Annotated in this window: 10 protein-coding genes and 2 pseudogenes; 10 read left to right on the top strand and 2 right to left on the bottom strand. The window is 35.4% G+C overall.

Annotated elements, in window-relative coordinates:
- The first annotated feature begins 58 nt into the window (after window positions 1-58).
- The 4 genes from NMU03_RS16550 (at window position 59) to NMU03_RS16535 (ending at window position 2992) form a co-directional block, all read left to right on the top strand.
- Entirely contained in the window at window positions 59-379 is a 321-nt protein-coding gene (locus tag NMU03_RS16550) for a hypothetical protein (RefSeq protein WP_290139996.1), read from the top strand.
- Window positions 336-932 (top strand): hypothetical protein, encoded by a 597-nt coding sequence (locus NMU03_RS16545; protein WP_290139994.1) that lies wholly within the window; start codon window positions 336-338, stop codon window positions 930-932. The genes NMU03_RS16550 and NMU03_RS16545 overlap by 44 nt, the downstream gene beginning before the upstream one ends.
- 195 nt (window positions 933-1127) lie before the next feature.
- Window positions 1128-2285, top strand: a complete 1158-nt coding sequence (locus NMU03_RS18145; protein WP_290139991.1) for a TnpV protein — start codon at window positions 1128-1130, stop codon at window positions 2283-2285.
- Window positions 2213-2992 carry a hypothetical protein gene (locus NMU03_RS16535; protein WP_290139987.1) on the top strand — a complete coding sequence of 260 codons (780 nt, stop codon included), beginning with the start codon at window positions 2213-2215 and terminating at the stop codon, window positions 2990-2992. Before NMU03_RS18145 ends, NMU03_RS16535 begins: the two co-directional genes overlap by 73 nt.
- On the opposite strand, the pseudogene NMU03_RS16530 reads toward NMU03_RS16535, so the two are convergent.
- A pseudogene (locus tag NMU03_RS16530) lies at window positions 2973-3743 on the bottom strand (IS3 family transposase); the annotation flags it as partial. The gene NMU03_RS16535 and the pseudogene NMU03_RS16530 sit on opposite strands and share 20 nt — an antisense overlap.
- Window positions 3744-3894: 151 nt before the next feature.
- Window positions 3895-4185, bottom strand: coding sequence for a transposase (locus NMU03_RS16525; RefSeq protein ID WP_290137672.1), 291 nt, complete (start codon window positions 4183-4185; stop codon window positions 3895-3897).
- Between the two features lie 335 nt (window positions 4186-4520).
- Here NMU03_RS16525 and NMU03_RS16520 point away from each other — a divergent pair.
- From NMU03_RS16520 to NMU03_RS16495, 6 genes and pseudogenes are all read left to right on the top strand, one after another.
- A pseudogene (locus tag NMU03_RS16520) lies at window positions 4521-8403 on the top strand (DUF8437 domain-containing protein); the annotation flags it as partial.
- Window positions 8404-8508: 105 nt separating this feature from the next.
- On the top strand, window positions 8509-9132 hold the full coding sequence (locus tag NMU03_RS16515) for a helicase-like domain-containing protein (RefSeq protein ID WP_494337177.1): 624 nt from the start codon (window positions 8509-8511) through the stop codon (window positions 9130-9132).
- Between the two features lie 814 nt (window positions 9133-9946).
- On the top strand, window positions 9947-10564 hold the full coding sequence (locus NMU03_RS16510) for a reverse transcriptase domain-containing protein (protein ID WP_290139981.1): 618 nt from the start codon (window positions 9947-9949) through the stop codon (window positions 10562-10564).
- Between the two features lie 89 nt (window positions 10565-10653).
- Window positions 10654-11583, top strand: coding sequence for an RNA-dependent RNA polymerase family protein (locus NMU03_RS16505; protein WP_290139979.1), 930 nt, complete (start codon window positions 10654-10656; stop codon window positions 11581-11583).
- Window positions 11584-11839: 256 nt separating this feature from the next.
- Window positions 11840-13744: a helicase-like domain-containing protein gene (locus tag NMU03_RS16500; RefSeq protein ID WP_290139977.1), complete on the top strand. Its 1905-nt coding sequence runs from the start codon at window positions 11840-11842 to the stop codon at window positions 13742-13744.
- 52 nt (window positions 13745-13796) lie between these two features.
- On the top strand, window positions 13797-14750 hold the full coding sequence (locus NMU03_RS16495; RefSeq protein WP_290139974.1) for a DUF3991 and TOPRIM domain-containing protein: 954 nt from the start codon (window positions 13797-13799) through the stop codon (window positions 14748-14750).
- Window position 14751: the final 1 nt, after the last annotated feature.

Here is a 14751-nt window from a genome sequence, read left to right as displayed (position 1 = left end):
TAGTGTATTTTATTGATATAAAACCTACTATTTTTATACGTGAATGAAGGGGAGTTGTATGCATTCATCAATGCAAGCATTAGCTGATGCAAGAAAAAAGCATAGAAAATTCAAAATGAATTGTATTGTACCTGATAGTGATGGTATTTTGTGTGGTAAAAAATCAATAAAGTCTCATTCAATTCAGCATAATGGAATTTTATCACAACTTGCTGAAAATGGTATTGTGTATTGTTTAGGAGAAACTACCAAAGGTCAGGAAATATTTGAATATGACTTAAAAGCTAAAGGAATTTCACAAGAAGCATCTATTTTTAAATGCTTGTGTAAAGAACATGATGAAATATTATTTGCTGATATCGAAAAAAGAATTTCTTAAGGAACCAAAACAATGTTTTCAATATGCTTTAAAAGCTTTGTTGCACACATATTGGTCTAAATATAATGATGCTGATATTGCAGATAAATATAATGGTACTCAAATTAGTCAACAGATATTAGAAGATCAAAAAGCATATGCTGAAGAATTGGAACTTTTTTGGCAAATTTATCATACAAAACAATACCAAGAGTTGCTTTGTAGAATTATTACGATAAATAAAGTGATTGAATCTGCTGTAAGTACTTCAATCAATATGTGTAGAAAACTAGACGGCTCTTTCTTTGGAGAGGAAAATAATAATTTTCCACTTCTTCATATTTCGATATTTCCAACGGAGAATCAAAGCTATATACTAATTTCATCTTTAAAAGAAAACGAAAAATATTTTAAAGCATTTATGCAACAATTTATTATGTTTTCAGAAAAATCGATTCTTAAGAGATTTAATATAATTATCCCATTGTTAGCTGATAATATTATGATTAGTCCACGTATCATTAATAAAATGAGTGATAGCGAAAAAATCAATTATTGGATATCTTTAGGATAGAAACTATGAGCTATTATTATCAATATGGACTTGATATTAATGAATTGTCAAATAAAATATCATACAATATATGGTAATTAAATTCTATATAGTTAGAAAATGTATATAATAAACAACGTAAATTAAATAGATACTTCATTTACAATTGGAACTCATTTTTGAGTTCTTTTTTTGTCAGGAAAGAGGTGATAATGATTGAATAAATTGGAATATATAAGCAGTCTTTTAGAAGAAACATCACAAAAGATTACTCATGATGGTACAAGCTGGATGAAATTTCTTGATACAACGTGCTACATGTTTAAATACAGCTTTACCGATCAGATATTGATTCATGCTCAAAGACCAGATGCAACAGTGTGTGCGTCCTTTGATACATGGAATAACAGAATGGGCAGGTGGATCAAGAAAGGTTCTAAAGGAATTGCATTGATTCAAGAAACTAGATACGGTTATGGATTGCGATATGTTTTTGATGTTTCTGATACTGAATCAAACAAAAAGCCAGTCAGGACATGGTCAATTGATGAATCTATGCATGATGTGGTAATTGAACAGTTAAGTAATGAGTTTAAGCTGGATATAAAAAGCACAAATCTAGAAGAAGTTTTAACTCATGTTTCAAAACAATTAGTAGAGGGTAGCTATTCGGATTATCTTATTCAGTTAAATAAATTCATTGATGACAGTTCGCTGATGTTATATGGTGAACATGAAATTAAACAGCTGTTAGTAAGGCTGATGGAAAATTCATTAAGCTATGCACTGATGAAAAGATGTCAGTTAGATACAAATCTTTATTTTGATGAAGAAGATTTTAATGGAATTGAGCTGCTTGATACACCTGATACAATTGGTGTGTTAGGAAATGCACATCGAGATATGTCAGATGAAGTTCTGTCAAAAATAGGCGTGATTGCAAGAGATTTAATCAAAAATCAAAATCGCACATTTGAAAAATCATCAGAAAAGTTAGACAATGAAGTTGAAAATAAAGGTGAAGGAGGAATAACAGATGAGCATAACATACAGTCAGGTAGAGGATTATCAGTTTCCAAATCTCAAGATGGACAAAACGAAGATAACTGGGAAATACGCAATGATGCGTCGAGCTTATCTCAAGGAGAATCAGCCAGGACACTTGTTCGCTCTCATGAGCAGGAATCAATTGAACACACACTTGCAACAAATTCAAGTGGAAGTGAAATGATGATGGAGCAGTTAATGGAACAGATGTTAATCAAAAACCCAGCACCAGACAAGAAAACCAATCAAATGGCTTGGGTGGGACATATGAACAGCCTCAAGGAACAGGTGGAGGAAATCATTCTCACTCAGCTCATTTACAACTAGACCTGGAATTAGGCGATATCGAGGTGGTACAAAAACCAAAGATACCGCCTTTTTCTTTGGATGATTTGCCTAATCTTCTTTATGAGGATATTGCGATGAATCATTCAAAGGAAGAAATATATCAATTTTTTATTCATCATACCGATGAAAGAGAACGTGCTGATTATCTTGCTGAAGCATACAGTGATACTCTGGTTGAAGTATTCAGACGACCAGAAAATTTTGATTTTACACATATAGGTTACAGAAAAAAGGATGATGGGTTGGACATCTGGAGTGGGACTTATCTTAAACACCAGACATTTAGTCATCTTAGTTTCTATGAACTTCAGTTTGAAATTGCTAAACTGATTGACAGTGGTGACTATATGTTACCAGCATGGCGTAATATGAACGGACTTCAACAGGCTTACCGTATGAAGATACTGAATAGAAATGCTATGGTACATCTTTTTGCTTATCAAGATGAAATGGTGGTTCCTTCACAGGAAATCATTGCATATTTTAAGCGACAGCATAGTGACGAGGAAAATGCTCATTATCTTAAGAGCTGTTATCCCAAAGAGCCGATTGAATGGACTGCAGATGGTATTTCTTTAGGGGTGAAAAGTGAAGATGACTATTTGCTTATCTATATGGGAACATATGATAATCAGATTGTGGTACTATGTCAAGATTTCGGACAACTTAAATTGCAGAATTTGTAATAAAAGTTGTTTGATTTTTGTTAGTCACTGCTAACATATAGTTTTTCTCGTATTCGTTGGGTGACTGATACCCACAATGTGAATGAATCCTTATTGTATTGTAGAATCCCTCTATGTATTCAAATACAAGTTGATATGCTTCTTCATAATTCATTATCTTATAAAAATTCAACCACTCCCTTTTGATTAATGCATGAAATGATTCTATACAGGCATTATCCCATGGTGTTCCTTTTCTTGAGTAACTTGTTACAAATCCTTCTGTCATCTCCTGATATTTAGTTGATGTGAACTGCACGCCCCTGTCACTTTGCACCACTAATGGTTTTTCTACCTTCCTTCTTTCCTTTGCCTTTTCAATACTTTTTAGAACTTCATCTGTTTCCATCGTTTTTGTCAGCACCCATGATATGATTTTTCTTGAGTATAGGTCCATGACGCTTGTCAAATAGACAAAGCCTTCATCAACTGTTCTTATATAAGTTATATCTGTACACCAGGCACAATCAGGTCTTGATGGATTAAAATGTCTATTGAGCAGATTTTTAAGCCTTGAAGAGAAATCCTCACTTATTGTTGTTTGAACGTATGGCTTTACATATCTAGCCTTCCAGCTGTTTTCTCTCATGATGGAATAAATGTATCTTTGACTGACTTTTTCACCATTTTGATTGAGCATCTCTGTTATTTTTGGTGAGCCATATATTTCATGAGAATTTCTATAAATTTCCTCAACTTTCTTTGTAATTTTTCTCTTCTTTGTTTTGTATAGCTTGGCTTTCTATTAATGTAATCATAATAACCTGATTTGCTGACATCTAACTGTTTTAGCACACTGGAAATCGAAATTGTTGAATCTTTCTTTTTTGATTCTTTAACACTTTCGTAGATGTCCTTTTGGTTTATTTTCCCAGTATGCCAATAGCCTTTTTTAGGATTTCTAATGCATCCTTTGTATCTTTAAGTTCTTTTCTTAATTTGGCTATTTCCTTAGCTTCATCACTTGAATAATTTCCACTTCCTCTTATAATCACTTCATCATTATTTTTCTTGTAACTTTTCATCCATCCACCAATCGTCGTATCATGAATTCCAAATCTTTTTGATACACTTACATATGATTCATCTGGATGATCTAAACAGTACTGAATCACTCCTTCTCTAAAATCTTTATCATAAGTATGTTTTGCCATATGTTTCTTCCTCTCATTCTGTTTGTTTTATAATTCATATGACATTGTACCATCAATGATTTTCTCTGTCATTTACCTTGTACAGTTTTTATTCTACCATCATTGTTTCTGAGGAATATGATTGGGAACATGCAGCACAGGAAGTTGATGGCTTGATTGTATCAAGATATTATGATCCATTGGTACAGATACCAACACTTGAGGAACAGAAGAATGCTATTTATGAAAATGAAAGTCAGTTAAAAAAAGGCATCTACTTTTCGCAGGAGGAAGTTGACAGAATCATTCTAAGAGGGAGTTCAACTGTTGATGACAAATATCGAATTTACCAGCAGATGCAAAAAAATCTATCCGATAAGGAAAATGCAGAGTTTTTAAAACGTGAATATGGTACAGTTGGTCATTCAGCATATCATGGCGTTATTTCTGAAAGTCATAGTGCTAAGGGATTGACCCTGATTCGTGAAAGAGAAATAGGTCAGGAAGAAATCAAGGTTACGTTAAAATGGACGCAGGTCAGCAAGCGTATAAGAGAATTGATTGCAGTTGGTCGTTATATGAGCAAGGAAGAAATGGAATACTATCCTATCTTTCTTGAAAAACAGATGCAGGCACAATTGGAAACCAAGCGACTGCAATTAGAAAAGGAAATAATTACTAATGATGCTGAAGAAAATCAAGCCACTGTTGACGCTCATATCAAGAAGGAATATTTCTATAAGGCTGGTGATGATTTTTATTTAGGCATTGATGAATATACCATCATAGATATAAGTGATAACGAAATCTATGTTTCTGATAAGAATTTTCCGCTGTTTTCAAAAACATTTACCAAAATTGAATTTTTAGATGTTCTTAAGGAAAGTGCCCTTAATGATAAGCTGTTGCGTGATGTCATTGAGGTAGAAGAAACCAGTCAAGAAAACCACAATGCTTTAGAAAAAAACAATGATTTGCTGTTAAAGGAAAATTATTCAGATATTTTAAAATACATTCAATCAAGTCCTGCTTATGATGCCTTGAGAGATAGAGATACCGATGTTGATGAAGCAAGTGACTTGATTCATTCAGAGCTTCTTGCTTATGTATCATCTCATAATGATGCCAATCGAGAACTGTATCTTGCCTACATGGAAGATATGACTTTTAGAGAACAGCTTATTGATGAAATCATTGATAATGTTTATCAGGATTACAGTCAAGATAATTTAAATGAAGATGCAAATAGTTATCATTCACTTTATGATCAGCTGAATAAAATTGCACCTCACATCATTCAGGGGAAAAGCTGTTACATGCTGATGAAGGCAGGAGAACGTGACCATTCACTAATTATCACCAGACATGATGATGAACCTAATTTAATTAAGATGTTTCATGTACAGCCTTTTGGTGAACTGGAAATGGATTCACCGATGATGGAATTTACAGTCAATGATAATGAGCGAATATTAAAGCCTGTCTATTATGAAAACAGTGATTTAAATCTCACAATGGATATCAGAGAAGAATCGTTATTAGGAACTAAACTTGTACAGGAACAGATGGATGATTATGCAAAAAGATGGCTACAAAATATTTTAGATAAGCATTATTATCTTGCCAATGAGCAGTATTATCAAAATGAGCTTCACGATGGTATTTACGATATTGATATAGATAAGGGCAACCAGTTTTATTATGGACATCAGATGCCTTTAAAAGAAGTTATAAAATATTGTGAGGAAAATGATATTCACCTGTCTGATGACTATCGTTCTGAAACTGAAATCAGGACAGTTGAGAATGTACTGTCGGCATTGCGTATTGAAGATATTAAATTAGAATGGGATACGGATAGGGATTTTATTGTTGCTAAGGATGGGGATAATGTATGGGCGGATAAGGAAATATATGATTTTCTATTGAATGAAGCCATTGTCTATGAAGATGGAAAGCCACAGTTGATTAGTGAGCTTGATTACAGTAATCTATCTTATCTTTCCTCAATTAAACAGCCGATACCAAAGCCGGTTCAACCAGTTAATAAAACAAACTATGTTATCAATGATGATAATTTAGGTGCTGGTACAACAAAAGAAAGATATAGAAATAACATTGCAGCTATCAGGCTGCTTTTTTTGTTGGAAAAGGATAAGCATTATGCAACAAAAGAGGAACAGGAAGTTCTTGCAAAGTATGTTGGCTGGGGTGGACTTGCTGATGTCTTTGATGAGAATAAATCAAACTGGTCAAATGAATATCATGAATTAAAAAATCTTCTCAATGATGAAGAATATGCAGCTGCAAGAGAATCAACATTATCATCATTCTATACATCACCAGTTGTCATTGATGCAGTCTATCAGATACTTAATCATCTTGACTTCCATTATGGCAATATTCTAGAGCCAAGCTGTGGCATTGGTAACTTTTTTGGGAGAGTTCCAGAAAGCATGAATGAGTCGCATATGTACGGTGTTGAACTTGACTCCATTACAGGAAGAATTGCGAGGCAGTTATATCAAAAAGTGAATATAACAGTTGAGGGATATGAAAATACAAATCTTTCTGATAGTTTCTTTGATGTAGCGATTGGCAACGTGCCATTTGGTCAGTTCAAGGTACTGGATAAACGATACGATAAGCTCAATTTCAATATTCATGATTATTTCTTCGCAAAGACGATAGATAAGGTCAGACCAGGCGGATTGATTGTTTTCATCACATCTCGTTATACGATGGACAAAAGGACAAGTACGGTTAGAAAATACATCAATGAACGTGCTGAACTGTTAGGGGCAATCAGACTTCCAAATACTGCATTCAAGGAAAGTGCAGGTACTGAAGTTGTGAGTGATATCATTGTCCTCAAGAAAAGGGAAAGACCAATTGTTAATGATGAGCATTGGATTTCAACTGGAATCGATGAAGATGGCAATATTATCAATCAGTATTTTATAGATCATCCTGAAATGGTTTTAGGAACAATTGAAAAATGCAAGGCCATGCATGGCAGAGAGGATATCACAGTTGTTCCTTTTGAAGATCGTTCATTAAAGGAATCATTAGATGAGACAGTCAGTCACATTAGTGGAACTATTGATGATTATATCGTTGATGAAACTATAGATGCTAAAGAGGAAATAGACAGCATTCCTGCTGACCCTTTGGTAAGAAACTACAGCTATAGCGTTGTTGATGGAGATATCTATTATCGAATCAACAGCATGATGAACAAGGTAGAATTATCTTCAACAGCAAGGAATAGGGTATTAGGTTTAATCGCCATTAGAGAGTCTGTAAGACACTTGATCGAACTTCAAAGTGAAGATTACCCTGATGATGATATCAGGCAGGAACAGGTTAAGTTAAACCAAATCTATGACGAATTTATCCAAAACTATGGACTTATTAATTCAAGAGGAAATAAGCAGGTTTTTAGAGAGGACAGTTCCTTTTATTTATTATCTTCTTTGGAAAATATTGATGAAGATGGAAAGCTGGAATCAAAAGCTGATATGTTCTTTAAAAGAACAATACGCAAAAAAGTAGAAGTTCATCATGCAGAAAATGCAAACGAGGCATTAATGATTTCTTTGGCTGAAAAAGGAAAAGTCGACCTTGATTACATGAGTGAACTGTATCACCAGCCAAAAGAAAATATTATTGATGAACTGCATACCTTTATCTATAAATTGCCCAATGTTCTAGATAAAAATCAGGAAGTCTATGTAACTGCAGATGAATATTTAAGTGGGAACATACGAGAAAAACTATCTGAAGCAAAGCTGGCCGCTGAACTTGATTCCAGCTATGAGGAGCATGTTGAGGCATTGACACGAGCATTGCCTAAGGAACTTAGTGCAACTGAAATTGAAGTGAGAATAGGAGCAACATGGGTGCCAGTTGATATATACAATGATTTTATGTATGAACTGCTTGGAACGTCAGTTTTTTCTAAGAGGTATATAGAAATTACCTATTCTGAGCATACTGGAAACTGGAATGTTAGTGGCAAGACCTTTGAAAGAGGAAATATCAAAGTAAAAAACTTTTGGAACCTATCGTACCAATGCCTATCGATTGATTGAGGATTGCCTTAATTTAAGACAGACAAAGATCTATGATTATGAATACAATGATGATGGAAAAAAAGAAGCGATTCTAAATAAAAAGGAAACGATGATTGCCCAGCAAAAGCAGGATGCCATCAAGGAAGCCTTTCAAAACTGGATATGGAATGACCCTTCAAGAAGAAAAAGGTTGGTTGAGGTTTATAACAGTCAATTCAATTCTATTCGCCCTCGTGAATATCATGGAGAGCATCTTACATTTCCTGGGATGAATCCAGAGATTAATCTGAGATCACATCAAAAGGATGCTGTCGCACATGTTTTATATGGAAACAATGTTCTGCTTGCACACGTAGTGGGGGCTGGCAAAACGTTTTCGATGGTAGCAGCTTGCATGGAACTGAAAAGACTGGGACTCGCTCAAAAAAGCATGTTTGTTGTTCCGAATCATCTTGTGGAGCAGTGGGGAACGGAATTTCTTCAACTTTATCCAAGTGCCAATATTCTTGTTGCCTCTAAGCGTGACTTTCAAAAAGACAGAAGAAAAAGACTGTTTTCTCGTATTGCCACTGGTGACTTTGATGCTGTTATTGTTGGTCATAGTCAGTTTGAAAAAATACCGATGTCAATTGAAAGACAGGCAAAAACGATAACTGATGAGATTGAAACAATAACAAAAGGAATACAGGATTTAAAGGCATCAAATGGTGCTAACTTTACAATCAAGCAATTGGAAAAGACAAAAAAGAATTTGAAAACAAGACTGGAAAAACTCAATAAAACTGATAGAAAAGATGATTTGATTACCTTTGAGGAATTAGGAGTCGATCATCTTTTTGTCGATGAGGCACATTATTATAAGAACCGTGCGAAACGTTGTCGCACAAGGTAAGTCTGATAAACTTACCGAAATCGACCGACAGAAATCACTTAGAAATAAGAATGAACTGTTAGAACTTAAATCTCGAAATCAAGGGAGAATTACCCTTGCCACACAGAAACAACACTGATGATAGCATATCAAAGCTATAGGTGGTGTGCGAGATAATACTTCACTATGCGAGGTGGCTGTATCCACCCACGTATAAAGCGTGAAGAAGTCGTAACTTGAAGTCCTAAGTCCTGCGGGATATGGAATATATAGTGCGGTCTTCCGAAGACTATGGTTACACGTAGAAGAAGCTATGCAGCATCGTAAGAGTAGTAGGCGTCCGAAAGGACGAAAGATTAGGGAAGAGTGTATTGCTGGTTTTTCAATACATTCCTGTGTGAATGAAATATCATACAGAGTACACAACAACTATGTTTCAAAGTGTATTTGTCCCTACGGTGTAAGGTAGCAGCCTAAGGTCTTCAAGTAGTTAAATCTACAAAAGGATAGAGATTTAGGAACGTTTGAGAGCTTGTGTGGGAGCTGTACAGAGTGATGAAAACACAAGAAGTCAGCAGTCCTATAGTAGTCTGAGATTGGGAAAGCCAGTCACAAGAGTTGAAATACTCATGGCGAAGGGGACTAGTCAAACTAATTTACAAATTTCACAAAATAAGAAAAGAAAAACTCCCTGAAATATGGGTGACGAACTGCGAGGTGATAGCCTTGTGCATTTGAACGTCAGATTTTCAACAGAAGTGAATTAAAACAGACCTTAGATTTTCTTTATGTAAAATCGAAAGAAGGAATCTCTTTCACAGGTCTTATTGAAGCAATGGTAAATGAAGTTACTATTGTTACCGCAATTCATAACATTAAGTCTAATAAAGGCAGTAAAACGGCTGGCGTAGACCAGATGAAAATGGACAAATATCTGCAAATGCCAAAAGAGGAACTAATTGCACTAATAAGAGATAATTTCAGTAATTACAGACCGAAGCCAGCAAAAAGAGTATATATCCCGAAAAAGAATGGAAAGAAACGCCCACTGGGTATTCCAACAGTTTTGGACAGAATTATACAGGAATGTGTGAGAATTATTATTGAGCCTATATGTGAAGCAAGATTTTATCCGCACAGTTACGGATTTAGACCTTACAGGGCACAGAAACACGCTGTCAGAGATATTATCAATGTCATCAATGCTTCTACTTATTCAAAAGACCAGCCTGTATGGGCGGTTGAAGGAGATATTAAAGGGTGTTTTGACAATATCGACCACAGAATCCTGTTACAGAAGATATGGCGTATTGGAATCCACGATAAAAGAGTGATTAAAATCATACAACAGATGTTAAAGGCTGGATATATAGAAAGCGGTGCTAGGAATGATACAAAACTCGGCACAATGCAGGGCGAATTTTATCTCCATTGCTGTCAAATGTATATCTGAATGATTTTGACTGGTATGTAGGAAGAATGTATATGGAACCCCATAGGAAATGCAAACATAAGTGTAATGATACACGACGATTGAAATGGTTGGGAGTAACTCCAAAGTACAATTTTCGTTTTGCAGATGATTGGGTTATCTTAACATCAACAGAACAGGAAGCATACCGATTAAAACGTGTGATGACAAAATATTTTAGAAATAAAATGAAACTGGAATTATCACAGGAAAAGACGTTTGTAACAGACCTTAGAACGGAGGGAATCCATTTCCTCGGTTTTGTGGTCAAAGCGGAGAAAAAGAGGAAAACCCCTGACCCCCAAACGTGGACGGAAAATCTGGTGGGTAAACCATTACCAGACATGGAGCGATTGAAAGATAAAATACAGAAGATTGCTGACGAAGTCCGAGTGATTGGAGAATCCACAGAAAGGAGCGTACAGGCGGCACAGATACAGCGTGTGAATTCCATGATAGTGGGGCTAGCACAGTATTTACAACCCTCAATATGCTCTCATGCTCTTCATATCATAGACAGAAGAATCAATAATACAGCATTGGCAGTATGGAAAAAGAGATTTCCCAGACACTACAATAAGTATCAAATACCAATGGAAAAGCTCTGTAACCTACCGCATAGGCATGAGGGATACAAAAGTAAAACATTTGCTGTTCCGATTGAGGGAGAGTGGTTTGGAATTACTATGGCGTTTATTACCCATAGTAAGTATGAAAGCAAGCCATTCGACCAACGCATGACACCTTATACGGAGGAGGGCAGACGAATTTACAGTTATTACCGTAGCAGAAGCAAGCCTCTTCCATGTGATAGACCGTCAGTGAATACCGCAAGGGATATACAGCTTTCGGTCTATGCAAAGACCGTATATAATTTTGAATACTTCATGAACAGGGAATATGCGTACAACAGAGATAAAGGCAAGTGTAAGTACTGTAAGAAACCGCTGTTTTTAGATAACAAAAAGTATTGTTATCACGTCAAAGGGAACTTCCGTTAGGAAAAGTAAACAAAGTGCAAAATCTTGTATGGCTATGCAATGACTGTTATCGAATGGTCAACAACGGTCCGATACCGCCAAACATAGATGAAAAGGTATTAAAGAAGATTCAAAAGTATAAACAAAAGTGAAATTTGTAAGCACGATATGTACTGTGAGGGCATAAAGTGTTGAACCCCGATGGAGGGTAGTAAGTTAGTTTGATGGTACGCTGGGTGCGATGAAAGTTGCACGCCCGGTGTGGGGTGGGGAAAAGGTGGAGATAGCTTCAAAGCCTTACCTATCACTATTTTTTCTTTTTACCAAGATGCGTAATGTTTCAGGTCTAGCAGCAACTGAAGCTCAAAAATCAAGTGATATGTTCATGAAATGTCGATATCTTGATGAGATTACCAATGGCAAGGGAATTGTCTTTGCAACTGGAACACCTATCAGTAATTCAATGACTGAGATGTATACGATGCAAAGGTATCTGCAGTTTAATCTGCTGCAAAAACAAAACCTGCAGAACTTTGACAGCTGGGCAAGTACATTTGGTGAAACTGTTTCAGCAATTGAACTTTCTCCTGAAGGAACTGGCTATCGCATGAAAACAAGATTTGCTCGTTTTTATAATCTTCCTGAGCTGATTGCAATGTTTAAGGAAGTTGCTGATATAAAAACATCAGATATGCTGAATCTGCCAGTACCCAATGCTCACTATGAAACTGTAGCAGTTGAAGCGAGTCCTGAACAAAAAGAAATGGTCAATATCTTAGCAAAAAGAGCTGAATCTATTCGTGATGGCCATGTTGATCCTACTGAAGATAACATGCTGAAAGTTACAAACGATGGTAGAAAATTAGCTTTAGAACAGCGACTTACTGATAATTCCTTAGATGACTATGATGGAAGCAAGGTCAATGCTTGTATCAATAATGTCATGCGTATTTATCATGAAACTAGCACTCAAAAATCAACTCAGTTAATTTTCTGTGATATGTCAACTCCAAAAAGCGGAGTCTTTAATGTCTATGAAGATATCAAGGAAAAGCTACTGCAAAGGGGAATCAATGAAAAAGAGATAGCCTTTATTCATAATGCCAATAGTGACATTCAAAAGAAAGAACTGTTTGCAAAGGTCAGAGATGGAAAGGTAAGGATACTTATTGGTTCAACTTCCAAGATGGGAGCAGGGACCAATGTACAGACTAAGCTTGTTGCTTCTCATGACCTTGACTGTCCATGGCGTCCTTCGGATTTGGAACAGCGTGGTGGAAGAATTATCAGGCAGGGTAATGAAAACAGTGATGTCTATATCTATCGTTATGTAACAAAGGGAACGTTTGATGCCTATTTATATCAGCTTGTGGAGAATAAACAAAAATTCATTTCACAGATTATGACAAGCAAATCACCAGTACGAAGTGCAGAAGATATTGATGAGGCGTGCATGAATTATGCAATGGTTAAATCTATTGCCAGTGGTGATCCACGAGTCATGGAAAAGATGAATTTAGATGAGCAGGTTAAAAAATTAAGACTTGCTAGAGAAAACTATTTTGGTCAGAAATATGAACTTGAGGACAAGGTTGCTGAATATTATCCACAGCAAATCAGTCGCATTCAATTTAGAATAACTGGACTTGAAGAAGATGTTCAAGCAAGGATAACACCTGAAGAATTTACAATGACTATTAAGAATATAACCTACAGTGAAAAAGAAAAAGCAGGTCAGGCAATCCTACTTGCATGTCAGCAAAATAAATCAGAAGATTTGTTTTATCTAGGTCATTATCGTGGTTTTGAAATGAGCATGGTCTATGACAGTTTCCAGCATTATCATAAGCTGTATTTAAAAAACAAGTTGAATCATACTGTTGAGCTTGGTCAGGATGTATTTGGAAATATCAAAAGAATTGATAATGTTATTGATGGTCTTGATAAAAAGCTAACAGTAGAAAAACAGCTTCTTGAAGAAATGAAACAGCAGTTTGAAAATGCAAAGGAGGAAATCCTTAAGCCATTTGCAAAAGAAGATGAATATATTGAAGCTACCAATAAGCTGTCTAAATTAAATAAGGAACTTGATATTGGTGCTCAAAATGAACCGGATGTCGAGCTATCTGAAGAAGAAATAAGCAATGAAGTAAAAACAAAAAATATATCACATACAAGATAGAAGGCTGATATTCAATAAAAGAATACCAGCTTTTTTTTATGGAGGAACACAAATGAAAAAGAAATATTTAACACCAGAAGAACTTGCTGAAGTAAAAAAGATAGATCTGCTGACTTATCTATATAACTATGAACCTAATGAACTTGTTAAATATGGAAGGGATACTTATGGTACAAAAACACACTCCAGCCTAACAATAAGAAATGGTCTTTGGACATGGTGGGTAAAAAATATTGGAGGACGAACAGCATTGGATTACCTTATTAAAGTGGAGGGCTTGAGCTTCTTAGAAGCTGCACTGCTTGTTGATGAATGCATCACTAAAGAAAAGCCAGTTATCAAAGAAATCCACAAAATCTTTTATGATAAATCAGAGTTTAAACTGCCTCCAAAAAGTTCTTTTCCACTTAAGATATATGATTATTTAACAAATAAGCGTCATATTGATAAGGAGATTGTAACTTATTATTTTCAAAGGGATATGCTTTATGAAGCTCAATATGACCATGCGATTATCTTTGTAGGGTGCAATGATAATCATAAGCCATGCTTTGCATCTAAGCGTTCTATCACAGGAGATGAACGTCGCAATCTTTCTGGAAGTGATAAAAGATACAGCTTCAGATTAGAAAATTCATTCAGTGATGTTGTTCATATTTTTGAAAGTCCAATTGATTTGATGTCATTTCAGACAATGCAGAAGATGAAAAAGCAAGAGTGGAATAAAGATAATTATCTTGCAATTGATGGAGCTTCATTAATTGGAAATGATATTAGTCATAGTGAAATACCTGTTGCTTTGGAATGGTTTTTAATGAAACATCCCCATATCAAGGTATTGGTTTTACATCTGGATAATGATCGTGCAGGACTGGAAACAAGTGAGAAAATTAAATATCATTTAGCAGACAGATATGAGATTCAAGACTGCAGACCAAAACACTGCAAGGACATAAATGATGTGCTTGCAAGAAAAGTATTAAGTCATCAAATCATTACAAGATAAT

It is taken from the genome of Allocoprobacillus halotolerans, assembly GCF_024399475.1.
In the GTDB taxonomy this organism is placed as follows: Bacteria; Bacillota_I; Bacilli_A; order Erysipelotrichales; family Coprobacillaceae; genus Allocoprobacillus; species Allocoprobacillus halotolerans.
Note: the sequence above shows the minus strand (reverse complement) of the source record. Positions and strands in the feature narration are given on the sequence as shown.

Excerpts from the sequence above, each read along its gene's own strand:
- NMU03_RS16510 (WP_290139981.1), top strand. The coding sequence starts at position 9,947 with ATGGTAAATGAAGTTACTATTGTTACCGCAATTCATAACATTAAGTCT.
- NMU03_RS16515 (WP_494337177.1), top strand. The coding sequence starts at position 8,509 with ATGAATCCAGAGATTAATCTGAGATCACATCAAAAGGATGCTGTCGCA.
- NMU03_RS16545 (WP_290139994.1), top strand. The coding sequence starts at position 336 with ATGATGAAATATTATTTGCTGATATCGAAAAAAGAATTTCTTAAGGAA.
- NMU03_RS16550 (WP_290139996.1), top strand. The coding sequence starts at position 59 with ATGCATTCATCAATGCAAGCATTAGCTGATGCAAGAAAAAAGCATAGA.
- NMU03_RS16525 (WP_290137672.1), bottom strand. The coding sequence starts at position 4,185 with ATGGCAAAACATACTTATGATAAAGATTTTAGAGAAGGAGTGATTCAG.
- NMU03_RS16495 (WP_290139974.1), top strand. The coding sequence starts at position 13,797 with ATGAAAAAGAAATATTTAACACCAGAAGAACTTGCTGAAGTAAAAAAG.